Raw genomic sequence first — 19,005 nt, 5'->3', positions numbered from 1 at the left:
CTAAATAAAGCCTATCCTTTTATTTTAATTTTACTTTTATATCTCCTTTAATATAGTTTGGATAAGCAGCCAATTTGAGCTTTAAAGGATTTTTATACATTGTGTTATCAAAAGATAAAATCCAACTTATTTCTTTGTGCGAGCTTCTACTTTCTATCTTAGAAATGGATAATTCTTTTCCATCTGCAGCAATTGCAGTACTAAAGAGATCTTTTGGATCTTCCTCACTATTCGAATCCATAGAAAATTCCACTTGTGTTTTAGATGTTTTCCCTAATTTTAGCCTTTCATCTTTCGGATTGTTTATCAATGTATTTGTTTCTGTATTCACGATAACCATCGCTTCTTCTTTATCAATCGCCATTAGTTTATTGATCCGCAAATAAAGGTCCTTTGGTTTTTCAAAATAATTTGATTGGAGATAATACATTTTTTCATACTTACTCAAAGTTGTATTTACAACTCCATTTGCAATAGACGACCACACTTCACCGTTCTCATTTTCTAAGCGCATATCTTCAAATCCCAAAATTTCCTTTGTATTTGCTGGATCGAATGCTACTTTTACACCAATTCTTAAAGGATAGACAATCATTTCTTCAATCGTCATTTTTTGATTCTCTACTTCCACCACTTGGTTTATTGGATAAGTAATCTGCTTCTTTACATTTTCCTTTAGCTCAAAAGGAATCAGAAATTTTATTTCTCTGTTGTCTATTACTGTAATGAATTCAAAGTTAAACTTTAATTCCTTAAAGGAAAAAGGTTTAACAAATTGGTATTCCACCTTATCCTGAAATTCATTTTCGATATCATCAGCAAAAAAGACATTATTGCTTTGTGCATGCTCAGGAAATTCTTCTTTATTAAAAAGATTAACATCCTTTATCTTTCCACCAGTTAGAGACTTAGTAGACTGTAATGTATAAAAAATATTTATTCCTGATTCATCTATAATCACTCCGTTAATCGTTAACGTTAAATCACCTTTTGTCTCAGAAACATCTACCTTTTGATAATAATCATTTTCGATAATGGCAGAATACCCTTTATCTTGTTCAATATAACCAATCAACCATTCCATTCCAGGGATGGACGAGAGAGCATTTGCGAAGGTTGGAGAAATCCGAATAGATGTTACAAAGGAAATGATGATTATTGCAGCAATTGCAAGCCCGATTAATCTTTTTTGTTTTTTCTTCGCCCGATTTTTTTCCTGTTTAGCTTTCAAAATTCCGCTTAATATGGCTTCTTCTGCTTTTTCGAGCGGTAATGCTGCTTTTTCTAAATCAGCCTTTAACCTAGACAATCTTTGTTCCTCTTCTTCATACATGATCACTCGCTCCTTTCTCTTTAAAATATAGCCGAAGCGTTTTCAGTACTTTATGTAATCGAGACTTTACCGTTCCTTCTGGAATATTTTCCATTGCGGCGATTTCTTTGATTTTCGTATTTTGAAAGTATTTTAAATAGATTAATTGCTGGTCTTCACATGATAACATTCCAAGGGCTTCCTTTAATTCGATTAACGATTGGTTTTGGTGGACAGATACGTCATATAGTTGTTTATCAGAAATAATCCGATTCTTCCTCTTTACTTGATCTTGACAGTAATTAATCATAATCCTTGTCAGCCATGTTTTTAAATAGGCTGGTTCCTTAATGGTATGTATTTTTTTATATGCCCGATAGGTTACTTCCTGCAAGGCTTCTATTGCTGCGTCTTCGTCTTTGAGAAATGCTAAAGCAGCCCTTAACAGTGATTCTTTATGTAATTGCATGACTTCCAGAAAGGCATCATCATCTCCTTTAATAGCTTTTCTGTTAATCTCTAATTCTTCCAATTAATCACCTCCTCTTTGTTCCTATACATTAGACTTTCTACTTTGGAAAAAGTTCACGAAAGTACTAAATTAAATTTCTTTTTATCTAAGAGCAAATTATACATGAAATTCCAAGCATAGAAAAAAGCCGCTAAGACAATGTCTTAACAGCTTCCTCTCCCTTTAATATAATCCCTCTGTTTCTTCTTTCGTTACAATATATATATTTTTCGTCTGTGTATAGCCCTCTAAGATGCTCTTATATGTTTCCCTGCCGATTCCTGATTTCTTGTAACCGCCAAATGGCGCTCCCGCTGGCAGTTGATTATACGTATTCACCCACATCCGGCCTGTTTCCACACCTCTTGCTACACGCAATGCTGTATTAATATCTCTTGAGAACACCGCTCCTCCAAGGCCAAACTCTGATTGGTTAGCCAGCTCAATAACCTCTTCTTCGGTCTTAAATTTAATGACTGCTGCAACTGGGCCAAAAATCTCTTCTTGGGCAATACGCATATCATTGGTAGCATCAGCTAAAATCGTCGGAGCCATAAATGCACCATTTTCTAATCCGTTATTTATGAGCCTGCACCCACCTGTTACAACTCTAGCACCCTCATCTTCTCCAATTTTTACATATTCTAAAATTTGCTCTAGTTGGCGTTCATTTATTTGTGAACCCATCACGACATCTTCTTCCCAAGGCAAGCCAACTTTTACATCCTCAAAAGCCAGCTTCATTTTCGCAAGAAACTCCTCATAAATTCCTTCTTGGATAAAAATTCGAGAACCAGCACAGCATACTTGTCCTTGGTTAAAGAGGATGCCTAATTGAACCCCTTCTAAAGCTCGCTCCATTGGCGCATCGTTGAAGATAATATTTGCTGACTTTCCGCCCAGCTCAAGTGTAGAGGGAATAAGCCTTTTTGCTGCAGCCACAGCAACTTCTTGGCCAATTTCTGTAGATCCTGTAAAGGCAATCTTCGCGAAGCCCTCATGCTTTAACATATAGTCCCCGGAATGAGAGCCGCGACCAGTAATTACATTGACTACCCCTTTTGGTAAAACTTGATCTAATATTTTGGCCAGCTCCAGCACACTTAAAGAAGTAGAAGAAGATGGATGAATAACGACCGTATTGCCTGCAGCAATAGCTGGGGCGATTTTCCACGCAGCCATTAAAAGGGGAAAATTCCAAGGGATAATTTGTCCGACAACTCCGATCGGCTCTTTAATCGAAATAGATAGAGTATCTTTATCAAAGGCTTGGGCAGTTCCTTCTTCAGAGCGAATGACCCCTGCAAAATAGCGGAAATGGTCCGAACTTAATGGCACATCTATATTTCTTGTTTCTCTTATCGGTTTTCCATTATCCAATGTTTCTACTAACGCTAATTTTTCCGCATTTTCATCGATTAAATCGGCAATTTTTAATAGTAAGTTACTTCTATTTAATAAACTTACTTTTTTCCAGGATTTTAAAGCTTCTGTTGCTGCATCCACTGCTTGATCCACATCTGTATAGGTTGCATCAACAAAGTCAGCTAGCTTTTCGCCGTTACTTGGATTGAAGCTTGCCATCAGCTTCCCTTCCGAACCCTTTTGCCACTGTCCATTAATATAAAGACCATACTCTGTGTCCAATACAGCTGCTGCATTTAAAGAAGTTACCATTTTCAAATCCCCTTTTTCATATATTTAAAAATAAGGTATTGATTACACTGAACATTAAAGGGAAAGTTCCAACCTTATTTTTATCCTGGTTTCAATACTCCTATAAGAATGCGTTTACAAATGCAATTAATCAAAGATTGCTTCCAATGTGATAACTTTAACAAACTAGCAGATAATTAAATTATAAAATCCAATATTAGGAATGTCTAATAATAACGTTGTACTTCTTTTTGTTACAATCCCAATTGCCGGAAATAGTTTTTGCTTTCTTTTTTAAAGACTTGAAATACTAAAAAGGACATGCGGCTTCCCACATGTCATGTTCTTCTCGCTTTAATAATCATAGTAGTTGGAAATTTCCTTGCTTTGTATAAGGAATAATAGCGATGAGAGATTTCAGCCTCGACCGTTTCCAAGCTTTTGGAAAACTCGCTTTCTATAACAGATTCAATTGTAAATCCTGCTTTAATCAATTCTTTTATAAAAGTACTCATTTTTACTTTGGGTAACCCCTTTGTCCGCCATATAAAGCAAAAGAATGTCCGCTGCCACAGCCGATATCAAGGATTTTTTATTTGTTGCCTTCATTCTTCTTTTATTTGCTAAGCGTGCCATAACTAGGTAGTGCATAAATCCCGTTAAAATGATGGGCTGCTTGATTCCAGCTTTTTTATTTTGTTGTAAAATATCTCTCTTCATATTCCCCTCCTCTACCATACTTACCGATTCTATATTTTTTTCACTTACCTGCTTGCTTTTTCCTATGAGAAAAACCCGCCAAAACGGACGAGTTTTTTCTCATTCTTATTTTATTTCTATTAAATATTCTCTTGCTTTAAACCATCGATAATATTCTCTTTCTTAATTTTGCTGACTGAATATAGCATAGCAGAAGCGACAATGATAAATATCGCAATAACTACATAGAGAATACTCATCCACGGAAGCGCAAAACCATATTCAAATGTATTGCTTATCGACCAGTATATGATAGCTATTACTCCAATACTAATTGGAAGACCATACATCAATGCTTTTATTCCATAAAAAATGCTCTCAAAATAGATCATTTTATTAAAGCCAGTTGGGGTCATTCCAACCGAACGCAGCATGGCAAATTCCCTTTTTCGCAAAGAAATGCTTGTAGAAATGGTATTAAAGATATTGGCAATACTAATTAATGAGATGAGCGTAATAAACCCATACATAAAGACAGACATCATCATAATCATCTGCTCTGATTGCTTACGATCTTTTTCGACATTGTAGATATAGACCGAGCTTGTTTTTAGATCTTCTAATTCCTCTTGGGTTTTCTCTGGATTATCGCTGTTTAAATAGAGCGTGTAATTCATATCCATATTTTCATTTTTAAATAATTCCTTTGCTACCTCGTCGGATATAATCATGGTAATTGTTCCATGACTATTAGCATCAATCCCCATTATCGTTTCATTGGTAAAAGTACCAATTTGAATCTTATTAAACTTTTCATCCTTTTCCTTGTCAAAATTGTAGCGATAGAGATCCATATAATCACCAGGTTTTGCATTTATCACTTTTTCTTCCACAAATTTCTTTTCATATGGATCAAAATAAGAAACGTTCTCTATTACAATACCTTTTGGAACATTAGGATTCGTATATTCTTGGGAATTAAAGCCTGCAGTTTTAGCATATTTCTGCAAAGCTGTATCAGATAGCACAAAGAAATTCACATTAAATGATAGTTTACCATTCTCAAGAATAGTTTTATCTTTCTTCACTTTTTCCTTATTATTTTTACTTAATACATCTTCAGCAAGATAAGTGTTCACATAGGTGCTTTTAATTACATTACTTTTTGTAACACTAGGTGCATTGGCTAAAATCTGCATCTCTTCCTCTGTAGTATTAGAATCAGCAGACACTGCAATATCATAATCAATATTTTTCTGTGATAGCCCAACTGATTTTTTCATATTATCTGTGAAATATGCTACAGTTAAGAAAAGCAAAATACTTATAACCAACGAAAAAACAGTTGTTTGATATCTTCGTTTATTACGTTTTAAATTTTTCAAGCCAATTTCCGCTTCTAAACCAAATACCTTGCGCACAAGTTTAGAAGTTTTTACTTTTTTTCCAGTTAATTTAATATCTTGTGTTTGTCTTATTGCATCTATTGCTGAAATCTTTGATGCCTTTCTTGCTGGCAGATAGGTAGAAATAAAAATTGTTACAATGGAAATCAGAATGGAAAATAAGATGGAATAAGGCGTTACTACTACATTCAGGCCTTCTGTAGTGTTTAAAGCTACTTTAAAATATTTGTTTATAAAATAGAATGTCGCGCCAATTCCTGCTAGTCCCGCAAGGATTCCTATCGGGATGCTGATGCCTCCTATAACTGTGCCTTCAAAAAACACTGAATTTCTTTTTTGTTTCTTAGTTGCGCCGACACTAGAAAGCATGCCTAAATGTCTTGCCCGTTCTGACACACTGATGGCAAAAGCATTATAAATCAATGCCACAGAACCAATTACAATTACAAGTATAATAATTCCTAATAGAGAATACATCGTAACAAGCACATTATCATGTGAAGATACTCCCTCATAACGCAGGAGCTCATCATTAAAATTCACTTTGGCAATAGATAATTTCTTTGCTAAGGATTCCAAGTCCTCATATAAAGATTGCTTTACCTTTTTCAAGACTACACTTGCATTGACGCTGCTGTTAGTCGTTAACTCCTTTTGGTCCAAATAGCTAATTACTGTATAGCCTGGTGCCCATGAAGATTCCCATGATGGGGTTTCCATAATCCCCACAATTTTGAATGTAGCTGCTTTTGCTTGCTGGATTTCCTCCGTTTTTTCTCCTTCTTCATTCCTTTGCAAAGGATCTGTTTGTGTTAATATCGTATCTTCTCCATCTGATTTTAAATGTCTTTCCCCAATACTAACTTTTATTTCCTCACCGATGGCATAAGAACTATTCCCTTTCTTCCTCATTTCATCAGATATGATAATTTCATCCGCGGATTTTGGATACGTTCCTTCTTTTAAACGAATTGGAAATTGCTCAAATCCTTGCTCATCATATTGTTTAAAAAATAAGTACGGTTTATTTTCGTTTTTCGAATCCTTCCATTCCGCATAACCCAAATCACTTGATAAGATAACTTTTTCAATTTTGCTATCTTTTTTTATCTCTTTAGCTTGCTCGCTATTCACACCTATAAACTGCGCATGCCATTCTCCGCCCCTTGCTATCGTATCTCTTTTTAATAGATCAATAAAAGAAACACCAAGAGTGGCAACAGCTGTCAACATACTGACAGAAATAATAACGCCAATAATCGTCACTAGCGTTCTTCGCTTATTCTCCTTTAAATTTCTCAAAGTAAGTTTATTCATTATATTCATGGACGAATCACCTCATTTTTGGCGATTTTTCCATCCTCAACAGAAATGACACGATCCGCTTGTAATGCAATCCGTTCATCATGGGTAATAACAATAAGTGTTTGATTATAGGTTTTATTAAACATTTTTAATAGTTCCATAATCTCTTCACTATTTTTACTGTCTAAATTCCCTGTAGGCTCATCTGCCAGCATAATTGCGGGATTACTGATAAGTGCTCGTCCAATGGATACGCGCTGCTGCTGTCCCCCTGATAATTGATTAGGCAGGTGATCTAATCTTTGCTGCAGACCTAATATCGAAACAATGCGATTAAATTGTTCTTTATCTACCTTGTGATTATCTAATAGAAGAGGCAGCGTAATATTTTCTTCTACCGACAAAATGGGGATTAAGTTATAAAATTGATAGATAAGACCAATTTGTCTTCTCCTAAAAATAGCTAATTGTGTTTCATTTAATTGATATATATCTGTATTATCTACAAAAACTTTTCCACTTGTTGGTCTATCTACTCCACCTAGCATATGAAGCAAAGTCGATTTCCCTGACCCAGATGGTCCAATTATTGCTACAAACTCCCCCTTATTAACAGAAAAGGATACGTTATCCAATGCTTTAACAGCTGTTTCCCCTTTTCCATATACTTTAGACAGATTTTCTATTTTTAAAATTTCCATTTATTCGCCCTCCAATTACTTGATGCTCTTAGTCTAACTGTCTAAAGTGACTATTGAGTGACTTTAAAGTGACAATTTAGTCACTTTAAATGGTTATAGCTTTTTTGTGTTTATTTATGATGGTATTGGGGGCTCCTTTGGATGAACACTACTTTTTCTTGCTGCCGAACAGATATGGATTTCATCCTCTATATGAACACCATTTTTCCTTCCGGTCGAACCAATTTTGGCTTTCATTCCCTCTATGAACACCACTTTTCCTTCCGGTCGAACCAATTTTGGCTTTCATCCTCTTTATGAACACCACTTTTCCTTCCGGTCGAACCAATTTTGGCTTTCATTCCCTCTATGAACACTACTTTTCCTTCATGCCGAACCAATTTTGGTTTTCATCCTCTTTATGAACGCCGCTTTCCCTTCCTGCCGAACAAATTATGGCGTTCATTCCTTCAATGAACGCCTCCCCACAGTAAAACGAATTCTCTTTTTCATCTATTCTAATTTCCGCTATCATTCATAACTCAATTACACTAAATCACTTGTTTATAGAATTTAATATGAAAAGTAGTTCCTTCTCCTATCTTACTTCTTACTTCAATATCCCCATGCTGGCTTTTTATAATACTATAGGCCATTGCTAAGCCGATGCCGATGCTGTCTTCACTAGCATTTTCCCCTTTATAAAATCGTTTGAAAATGTAAGGTAAATCTTTTTTAGCGATGCCCTTGCCGTTATCTTGAATAACCATTTCTGTAAACAAGACATTTTCCGCGAAGTTAATGTGTATTTGTCCACCTTCTCCGGTATGCTCTACACAATTTTTTAAGATATTTATTATTGCTTCTACTGTCCAGTTAAAATCACCTATGTATGTAACACTATCATCTCCAGTAATCTGCAAAGTCTGTTCTTTTATATCCATCGGAATTAATACTGGTTCAACCGCCTTATGAATTAGTGCTTTCACAACTACTTTTTCCTTTTTAAAAGGAATCGTCCCAGCATCCATTTTCGATAATTTCAGTAAAGAAGAAACTAACCACTCCATTCTTTCCAGCTGTATCGAGATATTATTCGTAAACTCACGCCTTCTTGATTCTTCCAGATGGGGATTGCTTAACAAATCAGTCATTACCACCATGGAAGTCAGCGGTGTTTTCAATTGATGAGAGATATCAGAAATTGCATCTGTCAGTTTCAATTTTTCCTGACGAAGAAGTGTGCTATGTTCTGAAAGCATTAAGGTAACTTTATAGATATTATTTTTTAAGATACTTAATTCGCCTTCAACATTATCGCGGATGTCCAGACTTTCATCTCCATTACTTATTCGCTGTAAGTAGCTCGAAAGCTGTTTTATTTCCTTATAACGGAATCTTGTAAATAAAAAAAAGATAATAAAAATAATGCTGATAACGATAAACAAATAAACGGCTGCAGCGAAAGAAAAGGAGATCAGTGCATATATAATCGCTAAGATACTTATGCATACTAAAACGATCATCATTACTTTCACTTCACGATTACGAAGCATTACTAGTCACCTACCTTATAGCCAAGACCACGGACAGTTTTTATAATGGTTGGCTTTTGGGGATTATCTTCTAATTTCTCGCGGAGCCTTTTAATGTAAACTGTTAAGGTATTGTCATTAACAAAATCCCCTGCAACATCCCAGATTCGCTCCAATAGCTGTGTCCTTGTTAAAACTTGGCCTAAATTATTGGCGAATATCAGAAATAACCGGTATTCCAGGGCCGTGACTACCACTTCTTCAGCCTTTTTATAGATCTTTCCTTCCAATGTATTAATACGAATATCGTCTATTTCGATGAAAGGAGTATTTTGTTGCTGTACATTGTAGCGGCGCAATACGGATTTTATTCTTGAAAGAAGCTCTCTCAGGCGAAACGGTTTAGTAATATAGTCATCTGCCCCCATATCAAGGCCCATTACTACATTAACTTCATCATCTAATGCCGTTAAAAAGATAACGGGCTTATCTGATTTACTTTTCACAAGCTCACATAATTCATAACCAGAACCATCTGGCAGAGACAAGTCAAATAAACATAGATCAATATGGTTAAGCTCTGCCGCTATCGTTTTTCTCGCGCCTTTGGCATCATGACAAATAATTGTGTCATAATTTTCACTTTGTAAACTGTAATCTAAACCAGAAGCAATTGTTTTATCATCTTCAACTATTAGTATTTTCATTTTCTACTCCCATAATATTTCTTTTCTGTAATTATTCTAAACGATTGGTACATAGAGTGAAAGGTCTTCCCTTATAAAAAGGAAAAAGCTAAAAAATTGATTCAATATTAATAGGTAAATTTAGCATACGATTAAATATGTCTGTGAATACTAAAACAAAACCAACTAAAGGAGTTTTTTGAGATGGACGCGAAACCAAAACCATTGAATATAGATTTAAAACAAACTGACCTAAGTGAAAAGCTAACATCAGCAGAATTAGGTAAACTTTGGGCAACGTATATGGGCAACAGCATGTCAAAATGTTTTCTCCATTATTTCCTTCAGCATGTCGAGGATTCTGATATTAAAAAGCTATTGAAAAATGCCTTAAAGTTGAGCACAGAATTTTTATCTATATCAGCAGAAATACTTTCAAAGGAGAATTTTCCATTGCCAAAAGGTTTTTCCCTAGAAGAAGATGTAAACCTTCATGCACCTCGTTTGTTTGAAGATGAATACTATGTTCATTATCTTAAGTATGCCGCTAAGGCTGGAATAAGCATTTATAACGTAGCTATTCCCCTTGTTTTTCGAAAGGATGTAAAAGAATTTTTCCAATATTGTATGAGTTCTACCGTACGTTTAATAGAGCAAATTAAGGAAATATTAATGAAAAAGGGCTTTACCCGTAAACCGCCTATTATTCCCATTCCTGAAAGTCAAATGTTTGTTCAAAAGGATTTTTTAAATGGTTATTTTGGACATGTAAGATCATTACATGCATTAGAAATAGCACATCTTTACGATAATATCGAGAACAATGTAGCGAGTAAAGCATTGATTATGGCATTTAGTCAAGTTGTCCAACAAGAAGAGATTCGGGAACTCTTTATTAGAGGAAAGAACTTTACCGATAAGCATGTTGAACAGTATATGGAAAAACTACATAATGATCATTTACCAACACCATCGTTTCTTGATCACTTAATTACAACATCAACTGTTTCTCCTTTTTCGGATAAAATAATGTTATTTCATAAAATGGATATGTTTTCGATGAAAATTAGATCCTTTGGTAACTCAATAGCTGTAAATGGTCGGCATGATATTGCCTTTATGTATACAAGAGCATTAACACAGATAGGTTTATTTACAGAAGATGCTGCTAAAATTATGATTAAAAATGGCTGGATGGAGCAACCACCTTTTGCAGTGAAACGTGAAAGCTAAGGTATTTCATTCATAAAAAAAGGTATCTGGCTAAAATCCACATACCTTTTTCTATTTGCTATTTAACAATTAATTGCTATCTGCCATCTCTTGAAGCTCATTAACCGTAACAAATGTATACCCAGCTTCTGTTAGTGTACTTAAAATTCCTTTTAACGCTTTTTGTTCTTGCCCTGTCTTATCATACATTGGGTGCATCAAAATAATGGAACCTGGCTTTACTGACTCTTTCACATAGTTTATCTTGTCTTCTGCCGTCTGATAATACGTATCAGGCTCCATGTTCCATAGAATCGTATCTATTTCTGCTTGTTTCAAGAAATAAGGAAGCCCAACTAGCTTCTTTCCATTTGGCGGTCTGAAATCTATTTCACCTGTATAACCAGCTTTTTCAATTAATTGATTTGTTTTTTCTACTTCATTCCTTATAAAAGCTTGCGACTTAAATATCATACGCTCATGAGAGTATGTATGATTTCCAAGTTGATGTCCTTTTTCCGCAATTTTCTCTGCCAAAAGAGGATTTTTTTCTATTTCATTTCCAATTAGAAAAAAAGTTGCTTTTGCATCGTAAGCATCTAGTAAGGACAGAATATCATCTACATTTTTGGTAGGTCCATCATCGAATGTTAAGGCAACTACTTTTTTCTTTGTCTTCACATGATCTGTTAATCCACCGAATAATTGAAAAGATCGAGCGTTCATTAATTGATAGGCACCAAATAGGATAAACAATAAAACCAAAAAGCCAATTAATATCCTCCATCTTTTTTTCATTCCATCAGCCTTTCTTTCCTTTACTTTTGCGGATATAATTATATCCTCTTTTTGCTCCCTTATCTATTATTTAGTGACATGAAAGAAGATGGAGAAAACGATTCCTCGTTTTCTCCATCTTCTTGACGCTTAAAAATGGTTATTCTTTGTCTTTTTTCTTATCAATGGTTCCCTCTGTTAAACTATCATTTGCTTGATCATGCGTTTCTTTCAATCCTTTTGAAGCTTCATCCTTTTGTTTCTTCTCGTCAGGCTGATGAGTTTTGCCTGCAGGGTTTGTGTTTGAATCTTTATTCATTGTAAAACGCCTCCCAATATTTCATGATGCATATATTTATCTACTAGATTTATACCACCATTACGAGTTTAAGAAACATCCCATTTTAAGAACCAGTTGACCGATAGTGACGCACACCAACTATCCACACAAGAATACAAGGAAGGATAAATAAAATCCCTGCAAGCGGGGTTAGCATATATAACCATTCCGCTTCGCCGCCCTTACCAAGAAGGTAAAGCAAAGGCAAATAATTGACAGTACCAAAAGGAATAACAAAAGTAAAAAAACGCGTCACCCATTTTTGATAAATATTTAATGGATATTGAGCCATTTCTCTGCCGCCGTCGGTAAAAATATTAGCAATCTCTAATCCTTGAATGGTCCAAAAGCTAAGAGTCGCTGCCAAAATAAAAATTCCTGTAAAAATAAAAACACCGCTTAAAATCATTAACAACAGCGTGATGCACTTCATTATGTTCCAATCAATTGCTAGATTAAATAATGCCCACCCTAGAACCATAACACTCTGTAATAACCTTCCCACTCTTGTAAATTCAAATTTCGAACCTAACACTTGAATAAAAGTCGTCCTTGGTCGAACAAGCAATCTATCAAAATCACCGCTGGCAACAAGGCTGGAGAAATTATCAAATCCTCTTGCGAAGCATTCACTTAATGCAAAAGCCATATGAATGACAGCAAAACAAAGACCCACCTCATAAAAATCCCAGCCTTTAATTTGACCAAACCTTTCAAATAAAAAATATAATCCAGCAAAGGCAGAAAAGGGCACAAGAAACTGCCCTAATGACAATAGCCAGAAAGACGTTCGATACTGCATTTGTGATTTAAATAAGAGCAGAAGGTATTGAAAATAAAGGCGCATACTATTTACCCTCCTTGTACAATGACTTTTTTCATCGCTTTATGTAATGCCATTTTCCCAAGAAACACAAGTGCTGCCAGCCATATTAATTGAATTATGATTCCTTCAACTGCTTCAGTATTCGGAATGTTGCCAGAATAGACTCGAAACGGAAAATCTGCCGTTAATCGGAATGGTAGAAGGTAAACAATTTGCTGAAGCCACTCTGGCATAAGCGGAATAGGTATTACCATCCCAGCAAAGAACTCCCCTACTACACCAAATACTAACAGAGATCCCATTGGCGAAAGCGTTATAAAAACGGAAATATAAATAAACATAGAAATAGACACTAATACGAACAATCCTAATAAGAGGGAAATACAAAATAATAAAAATGTTTTTAGATCTGGCGGCAGCATTAGCCGATAAGCTGGCGGAAGGAGAAATGCCAGTAATAGTATTGGAAAACACCTTAGCAGCGCACTTGCTAACCGCTGTGCTAATAACTTACTAAACCAATATTCATAAATTCCGATTGGTCTGCATAACTCATAAGCAATATTTCCTGTCGTTATTAAATCAAATAATTCATTATCACGAAACCATAGCATAATAAACGCTAAAAAAGACTGCTGTAACCATAAATAAGTAACTAATTCTTCCAAAGAAATAGGCTGTTCACCCAGCGTTTGCATATAAAAAGCTTGAAAAATCATAATATAAATAAATCCCCAGAAAAACTGTGTAGCCACACCCGCTAAAGCCGCTGCCCGGTATTGCATCCCATTTAATAATCGCAATCTTAACACAGCCACATATGGTTTAATTGTCCTCATATTTCGTACTCCTTATAAAGCTGTACAATAATATCTTCAATCGGCTGTGATGTTACAGAAACGTCAACAAGATCCAGGGAATGAGACAATTTCATAATAACTTCCGAGACAGAAATTTCTGAGGTATCTACACTTAATATAGCTCTTTCCTCCGTCCAAGAAAGAATATCGGCCCCAGGAATTTCGACTGGTGCATTGCTAGATTTATAGTCTGCAGTAATGGTACGATGGGAGCCAAAACGGCTTCTTAATTCCTGCAAATTCCCATCATATAATAGGCTCCCTTTTCCTATTAGAAGAACACGGTCACATAGGGCTTCGATATCAAACATATCATGTGTTGTCAGAATAACTGTTACGTTCTTTTGCTTATTGATTTTTTTTATAAAATTTCTAACTGCTATCTTGCTTACGGCATCAAGACCAATGGTAGGTTCATCTAAGAAGAGAATTTGTGGATTATGGATAAGAGAAGCAGCAATTTCACAACGCATACGCTGTCCTAAGCTGAGCTGTCTTACTGGTGAATGCAGGATATCTTTTAACTCGAGTGTGTCCATTAATAACGACAGTGTGTCCTTATAGCCCTTGTCTGGTACATGATATATATCTTTTAAAAGGGCAAATGAATCGATTACTGGAACGTCCCACCATAGCTGGGATCGCTGCCCAAAAACAACGCCAATATTTTTCACATATTCTACACGATCCTGCCAAGGGGTATAACCCATAATTTCACAAACGCCGCTGTCTGGTACCAGAATACCACTCATTACTTTGATCGTCGTTGATTTCCCTGCTCCATTTGGACCGATATATCCCACCATTTCTCCAGGATTTATCGTAAAACTTATATCCTTTAATGCATGGACAATTGTATGCTCCCTTGAAACAAGAGCTTTCAGTCCTTCTCGTAGACCTGCTGCCCTCTTTGCCACCTTAAAGGACTTATTAATTCCTTGAACTTTAATCATTGCGTTCTCCCTCCTTTTCAAAAGAAGAATATAATAGCATTTTATTGAAGATTTTGTCAATATATTTTTTGATTTTTTCAAATCTTCCGCTACTAATAAAACAAAGCCTGAAATCGATATTCAAATCAATTTCAGGCTCCATTTATAAAAGAAATCTATCAACTTGCAGATTGTTTCCACTTAATTTGATAAATCACCAATAATAAGATAAACCAGACTGGTGTAACAAATAATGCAACTCTTGTATCTTCAGCAAGCGCTAATACAACAAGGACGAACGCTAGAAAAAGAAGAATAAGATAATTTGCAAATGGAAAAAGTGGCATTTTAAATTTATTTTTTGCCGCTAGTGCTGGGCGTGATTTACGATACTTTAAATGACAAAGAACAGTAATTGCCCAAATAAAGATAAAGCAAACGGTCGATATGCTTGTGATTAACGTAAATACGCCTTCTGGCATGATGTAATTTAAAATAACCGCAATTAACACAACAATCACAGAAAAGAATAGTGCATTTGATGGCACTTGATTTTTTGTTAATTTAGCAAGGGATTCTGGTGCATTCTTTTCCTTTGCCAACGCAAACATCATTCTGCTTGTGCTAAAGATCGCACTGTTACAGGCTGATGCTGCGGAAGTTAATACAACAAAGTTCACAATCCCTGCCGCTGCTGTAATCCCAACGGCCAAAAATACTTGAACAAAAGGACTTTCAGCAGGATTAATGGCATTCCAAGGGTAAATACTCATAATAATAAGCAATGCCCCCACATAAAAAATTAAAATTCTTATCGGTATATTATTAATTGCCTTTGGAAGAACCTTTTCAGGATTCTCTGTTTCCCCAGCTGTAAGCCCTACTAATTCAATTCCTACAAACGCAAAAACAACCATTTGAAATGAAAGAATAAACCCGTTCATTCCATTAGGAAACATGCCGCCATGATTCCACAGATTGGTAAAGCTTGAAGGACCAGCATCTGTTGAAAAGCCTTTTACTATCATAATAAAGCCAATAATGATTAATGCAATAATGGCAATAACTTTAACTAAAGCAAACCAAAATTCCATCTCTCCAAAAAGCTTTACAGTAGCTAAGTTCATAATAAGTAAGACAATTAAAGCGATAAACCCTGGTAACCATTGAGGTACATGTGGAAACCATAGCTTTGTATACATGCCGATAGCAGTTAAATCTGCCATTGCAATCGAAATCCAACAGAACCAGTACGTCCAGCCTGTTACGAAGGCAGCTTTATTGCCAAAATAATCATTTACAAAATCAACGAAGGAATGATATTCCAGATTAGAAAGAAGCAACTCTCCTAGTGCTCGCATAATCAAAAAACAAATGATACCAGTTATGATGTAGGCAAATAAAATAGACGGACCTGCTAAGTGGATGGATTTACCAGCCCCTAGAAAAAGCCCTGTTCCTATTGCTCCTCCAATTGCAATTAATTGAACATGTCTGTTTTTCAACCCTCTAGACAATGTTTCTTGCTGCATGTTTTATCACTCTCTTTTCAGTTCTACTATTTAAATTTTTTTATGTAATAAGAATTAACGAATTATAGTTTAGCACATTCTAAGACAAGATACACGAATCTCTGCATGATCAAATAGCAAAAGTTTCTTTTAAAAAAACATCTTTCATTTTAGGTTTGTAAAAGCAGATTATAAGGCTATAAATTACTAAGACAATTCCATTGCTCCCTCATACAAGAAGAAAGATACATCAGGAAGAAAAAAATCTATTATTAGGTTGCAATGCAAATATCAGTGTCCTACAATATTTGTTAGAAGTATCTTTAGGAAAATGAATCATCACTACGAATGTTCAAATTATAGGAGGAAGCATTCATGCCCAATTCATATCAAGGAACCAAATTAAAAGTTTTCGCACTCAATTCGTCGCCAGAACTAGCTCAAGAAATCGTAAATCATCTCGGTACCGAATTAGGAAAGTGTACAGTCAAAAAATTCAGTGATGGTGAAATTCAAATCAATATTGAAGAAAGTGTCCGCGGCTGCGAAGTATTTGTTATTCAATCTACATGCGATCCTGTAAATCAAAGTATTATGGAATTGCTTATTATGATAGATGCATTAAAACGAGCTTCTGTTAACACTATTAATGTCGTTATCCCTTATTATGGATACGCACGCCAAGATAGAAAAGCCCAACCAAGAGAGCCCATTACAGCTAAATTAGTTGCCAATTTAATTCAAAAATCTGGTGCAGACCGTGTGATAACTTTAGATCTACACGCTCCACAAACACAAGGCTTCTTTAATATCCCAGTTGATCAATTAGTAGGTATCCCGCTTCTTGCTGATTATTTAAATACGAAAGACTTTACACATGATGTTGTTGTAGTAGCCCCAGACCACGGCAGCGTAACCCGGGCACGTGAGCTCGCAGACCGCTTAAAAGCACCTATCGCTATTATCGATAAACGAGGTCCAAAAGATTTCGGTCCCCGCGAAGTAAACGTTGTTGGTAATATCGAAGGAAAAACGGCAATTATTATAGACGATATAGTGGATACTTCTTATCGGATAACTACTGCTGCGAAAGCCTTACTTGATAATGGCGCTGAAGAAATATACGCATGTTGTATTCATCCCGTTTTATCTGAACCCGCTATTGATATGATACAAGAATCACAAATTAAGGAATTGATTGTAACAAACAGCATTCCACTTACAGAAGAAAAAAGAATCGGCAAGATTACACAGTTATCTATTGCTGAATTACTAAGTGATGCCATCAGCCGCGTTTATGAACATAAGTCAGTAAGTGTGTTATTTAAATAAACTGCTTTAAGCAAAAGGGTTGTCCTGTTGGACAGCCCTTTTTGTTAAAAAAATGTTGATTTAATAAAATAGATAATTTTCCATTGTCTCGTACTCCATCGCTGTCATAATCCAACTAGGTACAAATAGACTCCAGCAAAAATCTATTTTGCCTGAGAGCCTATAAGTGTAAGTGTCTATTTACTATTTCGCGAATTAGATTACTCTCAGCATTACAATTCCATCAATTTCCTTTAATTGCTTAGATAAAAGAGGAACAATCTCATCCGCTACTTGGTTATCAATATCTATCATCGTGTAAGCATATTCGCCGCGGCTTCTATTTATCATATCGGCAATATTTAACTGATAGGTAGAAATTACTTGTGTCATTTGACCAACCATATTAGGAACATTTAAATGGAATGCCGTCACCCGACGTTTTCCCGTATAGGGAATAGATGCATTCGGAAAGTTCACAGCGTTTTTCACATTTCCAGTTTCCAAGAAATCCTTTACCTGACGCGCTGCCATTACCGCACAATTTTCTTCTGATTCTCCTGTAGATGCACCAAGGTGTGGAATCGCAATCGTATTTTTCATTTGGAGAACATTTTCATTTGGGAAATCTGTTATATATCGTCCTATCTTCCCATCTTCCAATGCAACAGCCATGTCTATTTCATTTACTAGCTCTCCACGAGAAAAATTCAGAATTTGCGTACCAGGTTTCATTAAGGCAAATGCCTTTTTATTAAACATTCCCTTCGTGTCTTCCGTTAATGGAACATGAACCGTAATATAGTCAGACTCTGCAAATAATTGATCTAATGTCATTGCTCGCTTAACATTACGTGATAAATTCCAAGCAGTATCGACAGAAAGAAATGGATCATACCCAATAACATCCATATCAAGGGCAAGAGCATCGTTTGCTACCAGAGCACCAATTGCACCTAAACCAATTACGCCTAATGTTTTTCCTTTAATTTCATGTCCAACAAATTGTTTTTTACCTGTTTCCACAAGTTTTGGAATTTGATCACCTTCCGAAACAAGTGTTTTGGCCCATGATACTCCTTCAAATAAATTTCGGGAAGAAGCCATTAATGACATGAGCACCATCTCTTTTACGGCATTTGCATTCGCACCAGGTGTATTAAATACAACAATTCCTTTTGCTGTACATTGTTCAACCGGTATATTATTGACTCCTGCTCCTGCACGTGCTATTGCCTTTAAATTATCTCCCAATTCCAACCCATGCATATTAAAGCTGCGCAAAAGAATCGCATCAGGATTGGCACTCGTATCATCCATTGTAAAATTCCCTTTTTTAAATACATTTAGTCCACTTGCTGCAATATTATTTAACGTCTTAATTGTTTTTACTTCTTTAACAGTCGTAGTGCTCATCTCCATTGCTCCCTTTTTCATCAATTATAT

Annotated in this window: 19 protein-coding genes; 2 read left to right on the top strand and 17 right to left on the bottom strand. The window is 35.6% G+C overall.

Going from position 1 to position 19,005, the window contains the following annotated elements:
* Positions 1 to 19: 19 nt before the first annotated feature.
* From NSQ89_RS05435 to NSQ89_RS05390, 10 genes are all read right to left on the bottom strand, one after another.
* Positions 20 to 1,333 carry a DUF4179 domain-containing protein gene (locus tag NSQ89_RS05435; RefSeq protein WP_328283103.1) on the bottom strand — a complete coding sequence of 438 codons (1,314 nt, stop codon included), beginning with the start codon at positions 1,331 to 1,333 and terminating at the stop codon, positions 20 to 22.
* Positions 1,326 to 1,844, bottom strand: a complete 519-nt coding sequence (locus NSQ89_RS05430) for a sigma-70 family RNA polymerase sigma factor (RefSeq protein ID WP_047941587.1) — start codon at positions 1,842 to 1,844, stop codon at positions 1,326 to 1,328. The genes NSQ89_RS05435 and NSQ89_RS05430 overlap by 8 nt, the downstream gene beginning before the upstream one ends.
* 162 nt (positions 1,845 to 2,006) lie before the next feature.
* A complete protein-coding gene (locus tag NSQ89_RS05425) occupies positions 2,007 to 3,500 on the bottom strand; it encodes an aldehyde dehydrogenase family protein (protein ID WP_095319870.1) in 1,494 nt (497 codons plus the stop codon).
* A gap of 317 nt (positions 3,501 to 3,817) precedes the next feature.
* On the bottom strand, positions 3,818 to 3,994 hold the full coding sequence (locus tag NSQ89_RS05420) for a hypothetical protein (protein WP_176473240.1): 177 nt from the start codon (positions 3,992 to 3,994) through the stop codon (positions 3,818 to 3,820).
* Complete coding sequence (locus tag NSQ89_RS05415) at positions 3,966 to 4,199, bottom strand: hypothetical protein (RefSeq protein ID WP_341132346.1); 234 nt, start codon at positions 4,197 to 4,199, stop codon at positions 3,966 to 3,968. The genes NSQ89_RS05420 and NSQ89_RS05415 overlap by 29 nt, the downstream gene beginning before the upstream one ends.
* Before the next feature lie 119 nt (positions 4,200 to 4,318).
* Positions 4,319 to 6,910: an ABC transporter permease gene (locus tag NSQ89_RS05410; protein ID WP_341132345.1), complete on the bottom strand. Its 2,592-nt coding sequence runs from the start codon at positions 6,908 to 6,910 to the stop codon at positions 4,319 to 4,321.
* The gene (locus NSQ89_RS05405; RefSeq protein ID WP_047941584.1) at positions 6,907 to 7,590 is read right to left on the bottom strand and encodes an ABC transporter ATP-binding protein; all 684 of its coding nucleotides are present in this window, start codon (positions 7,588 to 7,590) and stop codon (positions 6,907 to 6,909) included. Before NSQ89_RS05405 ends, NSQ89_RS05410 begins: the two co-directional genes overlap by 4 nt.
* 355 nt (positions 7,591 to 7,945) lie before the next feature.
* Positions 7,946 to 8,104 (bottom strand): hypothetical protein, encoded by a 159-nt coding sequence (locus NSQ89_RS05400; RefSeq protein WP_176474005.1) that lies wholly within the window; start codon positions 8,102 to 8,104, stop codon positions 7,946 to 7,948.
* Between the two features lie 16 nt (positions 8,105 to 8,120).
* Entirely contained in the window at positions 8,121 to 9,125 is a 1,005-nt protein-coding gene (locus NSQ89_RS05395; RefSeq protein WP_095257719.1) for a sensor histidine kinase, read from the bottom strand.
* Positions 9,126 to 9,127: 2 nt separating this feature from the next.
* Positions 9,128 to 9,811 carry a response regulator transcription factor gene (locus tag NSQ89_RS05390; RefSeq protein ID WP_061799584.1) on the bottom strand — a complete coding sequence of 228 codons (684 nt, stop codon included), beginning with the start codon at positions 9,809 to 9,811 and terminating at the stop codon, positions 9,128 to 9,130.
* A 183-nt stretch (positions 9,812 to 9,994) separates the two neighbouring features.
* Here NSQ89_RS05390 and NSQ89_RS05385 point away from each other — a divergent pair, with 183 nt between their 5' ends.
* Positions 9,995 to 11,023 (top strand): DUF3231 family protein, encoded by a 1,029-nt coding sequence (locus tag NSQ89_RS05385; RefSeq protein WP_061799585.1) that lies wholly within the window; start codon positions 9,995 to 9,997, stop codon positions 11,021 to 11,023.
* Positions 11,024 to 11,092: 69 nt separating this feature from the next.
* On the opposite strand, the gene NSQ89_RS05380 is transcribed toward NSQ89_RS05385, so the two are convergent.
* The 6 genes from NSQ89_RS05380 to NSQ89_RS05355 form a co-directional block, all read right to left on the bottom strand.
* Complete coding sequence (locus tag NSQ89_RS05380) at positions 11,093 to 11,800, bottom strand: polysaccharide deacetylase family protein (protein ID WP_047941580.1); 708 nt, start codon at positions 11,798 to 11,800, stop codon at positions 11,093 to 11,095.
* Positions 11,801 to 11,939: 139 nt separating this feature from the next.
* On the bottom strand, positions 11,940 to 12,098 hold the full coding sequence (locus NSQ89_RS05375; protein ID WP_082138285.1) for a YozQ family protein: 159 nt from the start codon (positions 12,096 to 12,098) through the stop codon (positions 11,940 to 11,942).
* A gap of 85 nt (positions 12,099 to 12,183) precedes the next feature.
* Positions 12,184 to 12,966 carry an ABC transporter permease gene (locus NSQ89_RS05370; protein ID WP_047941579.1) on the bottom strand — a complete coding sequence of 261 codons (783 nt, stop codon included), beginning with the start codon at positions 12,964 to 12,966 and terminating at the stop codon, positions 12,184 to 12,186.
* A gap of 5 nt (positions 12,967 to 12,971) precedes the next feature.
* A complete protein-coding gene (locus NSQ89_RS05365; protein WP_235850058.1) occupies positions 12,972 to 13,784 on the bottom strand; it encodes an ABC transporter permease in 813 nt (270 codons plus the stop codon).
* Positions 13,781 to 14,758, bottom strand: a complete 978-nt coding sequence (locus NSQ89_RS05360) for an ABC transporter ATP-binding protein (protein WP_336044771.1) — start codon at positions 14,756 to 14,758, stop codon at positions 13,781 to 13,783. Before NSQ89_RS05360 ends, NSQ89_RS05365 begins: the two co-directional genes overlap by 4 nt.
* Before the next feature lie 158 nt (positions 14,759 to 14,916).
* Positions 14,917 to 16,269 (bottom strand): amino acid permease, encoded by a 1,353-nt coding sequence (locus NSQ89_RS05355; RefSeq protein ID WP_047941577.1) that lies wholly within the window; start codon positions 16,267 to 16,269, stop codon positions 14,917 to 14,919.
* Positions 16,270 to 16,623: 354 nt separating this feature from the next.
* Here NSQ89_RS05355 and NSQ89_RS05350 point away from each other — a divergent pair, with 354 nt between their 5' ends.
* Entirely contained in the window at positions 16,624 to 17,580 is a 957-nt protein-coding gene (locus NSQ89_RS05350) for a ribose-phosphate diphosphokinase (protein ID WP_061799589.1), read from the top strand.
* Positions 17,581 to 17,775: 195 nt separating this feature from the next.
* On the opposite strand, the gene NSQ89_RS05345 is transcribed toward NSQ89_RS05350, so the two are convergent.
* Positions 17,776 to 18,975: a phosphoglycerate dehydrogenase gene (locus NSQ89_RS05345; RefSeq protein WP_095257723.1), complete on the bottom strand. Its 1,200-nt coding sequence runs from the start codon at positions 18,973 to 18,975 to the stop codon at positions 17,776 to 17,778.
* Between the last annotated feature and the right edge of the window lie 30 nt (positions 18,976 to 19,005).

It is taken from the genome of Niallia sp. FSL R7-0648 (genome assembly GCF_038007005.1).
Taxonomy (GTDB): domain Bacteria; phylum Bacillota; class Bacilli; order Bacillales; family Cytobacillaceae; genus Niallia; species Niallia circulans.
Note: the sequence above shows the minus strand (reverse complement) of the source record. Positions and strands in the feature narration are given on the sequence as shown.

Excerpts from the sequence above, each read along its gene's own strand:
- NSQ89_RS05435 (WP_328283103.1), bottom strand. The coding sequence starts at position 1,333 with ATGTATGAAGAAGAGGAACAAAGATTGTCTAGGTTAAAGGCTGATTTA.
- NSQ89_RS05425 (WP_095319870.1), bottom strand. The coding sequence starts at position 3,500 with ATGGTAACTTCTTTAAATGCAGCAGCTGTATTGGACACAGAGTATGGT.
- NSQ89_RS05420 (WP_176473240.1), bottom strand. The coding sequence starts at position 3,994 with ATGAGTACTTTTATAAAAGAATTGATTAAAGCAGGATTTACAATTGAA.
- NSQ89_RS05415 (WP_341132346.1), bottom strand. The coding sequence starts at position 4,199 with ATGAAGAGAGATATTTTACAACAAAATAAAAAAGCTGGAATCAAGCAG.
- NSQ89_RS05410 (WP_341132345.1), bottom strand. The coding sequence starts at position 6,910 with ATGAATATAATGAATAAACTTACTTTGAGAAATTTAAAGGAGAATAAG.
- NSQ89_RS05405 (WP_047941584.1), bottom strand. The coding sequence starts at position 7,590 with ATGGAAATTTTAAAAATAGAAAATCTGTCTAAAGTATATGGAAAAGGG.
- NSQ89_RS05400 (WP_176474005.1), bottom strand. The coding sequence starts at position 8,104 with ATGATAGCGGAAATTAGAATAGATGAAAAAGAGAATTCGTTTTACTGT.
- NSQ89_RS05395 (WP_095257719.1), bottom strand. The coding sequence starts at position 9,125 with ATGCTTCGTAATCGTGAAGTGAAAGTAATGATGATCGTTTTAGTATGC.
- NSQ89_RS05390 (WP_061799584.1), bottom strand. The coding sequence starts at position 9,811 with ATGAAAATACTAATAGTTGAAGATGATAAAACAATTGCTTCTGGTTTA.
- NSQ89_RS05385 (WP_061799585.1), top strand. The coding sequence starts at position 9,995 with ATGGACGCGAAACCAAAACCATTGAATATAGATTTAAAACAAACTGAC.
- NSQ89_RS05380 (WP_047941580.1), bottom strand. The coding sequence starts at position 11,800 with ATGAAAAAAAGATGGAGGATATTAATTGGCTTTTTGGTTTTATTGTTT.
- NSQ89_RS05375 (WP_082138285.1), bottom strand. The coding sequence starts at position 12,098 with ATGAATAAAGATTCAAACACAAACCCTGCAGGCAAAACTCATCAGCCT.
- NSQ89_RS05370 (WP_047941579.1), bottom strand. The coding sequence starts at position 12,966 with ATGCGCCTTTATTTTCAATACCTTCTGCTCTTATTTAAATCACAAATG.
- NSQ89_RS05365 (WP_235850058.1), bottom strand. The coding sequence starts at position 13,784 with ATGAGGACAATTAAACCATATGTGGCTGTGTTAAGATTGCGATTATTA.
- NSQ89_RS05360 (WP_336044771.1), bottom strand. The coding sequence starts at position 14,758 with ATGATTAAAGTTCAAGGAATTAATAAGTCCTTTAAGGTGGCAAAGAGG.
- NSQ89_RS05355 (WP_047941577.1), bottom strand. The coding sequence starts at position 16,269 with ATGCAGCAAGAAACATTGTCTAGAGGGTTGAAAAACAGACATGTTCAA.
- NSQ89_RS05350 (WP_061799589.1), top strand. The coding sequence starts at position 16,624 with ATGCCCAATTCATATCAAGGAACCAAATTAAAAGTTTTCGCACTCAAT.
- NSQ89_RS05345 (WP_095257723.1), bottom strand. The coding sequence starts at position 18,975 with ATGAGCACTACGACTGTTAAAGAAGTAAAAACAATTAAGACGTTAAAT.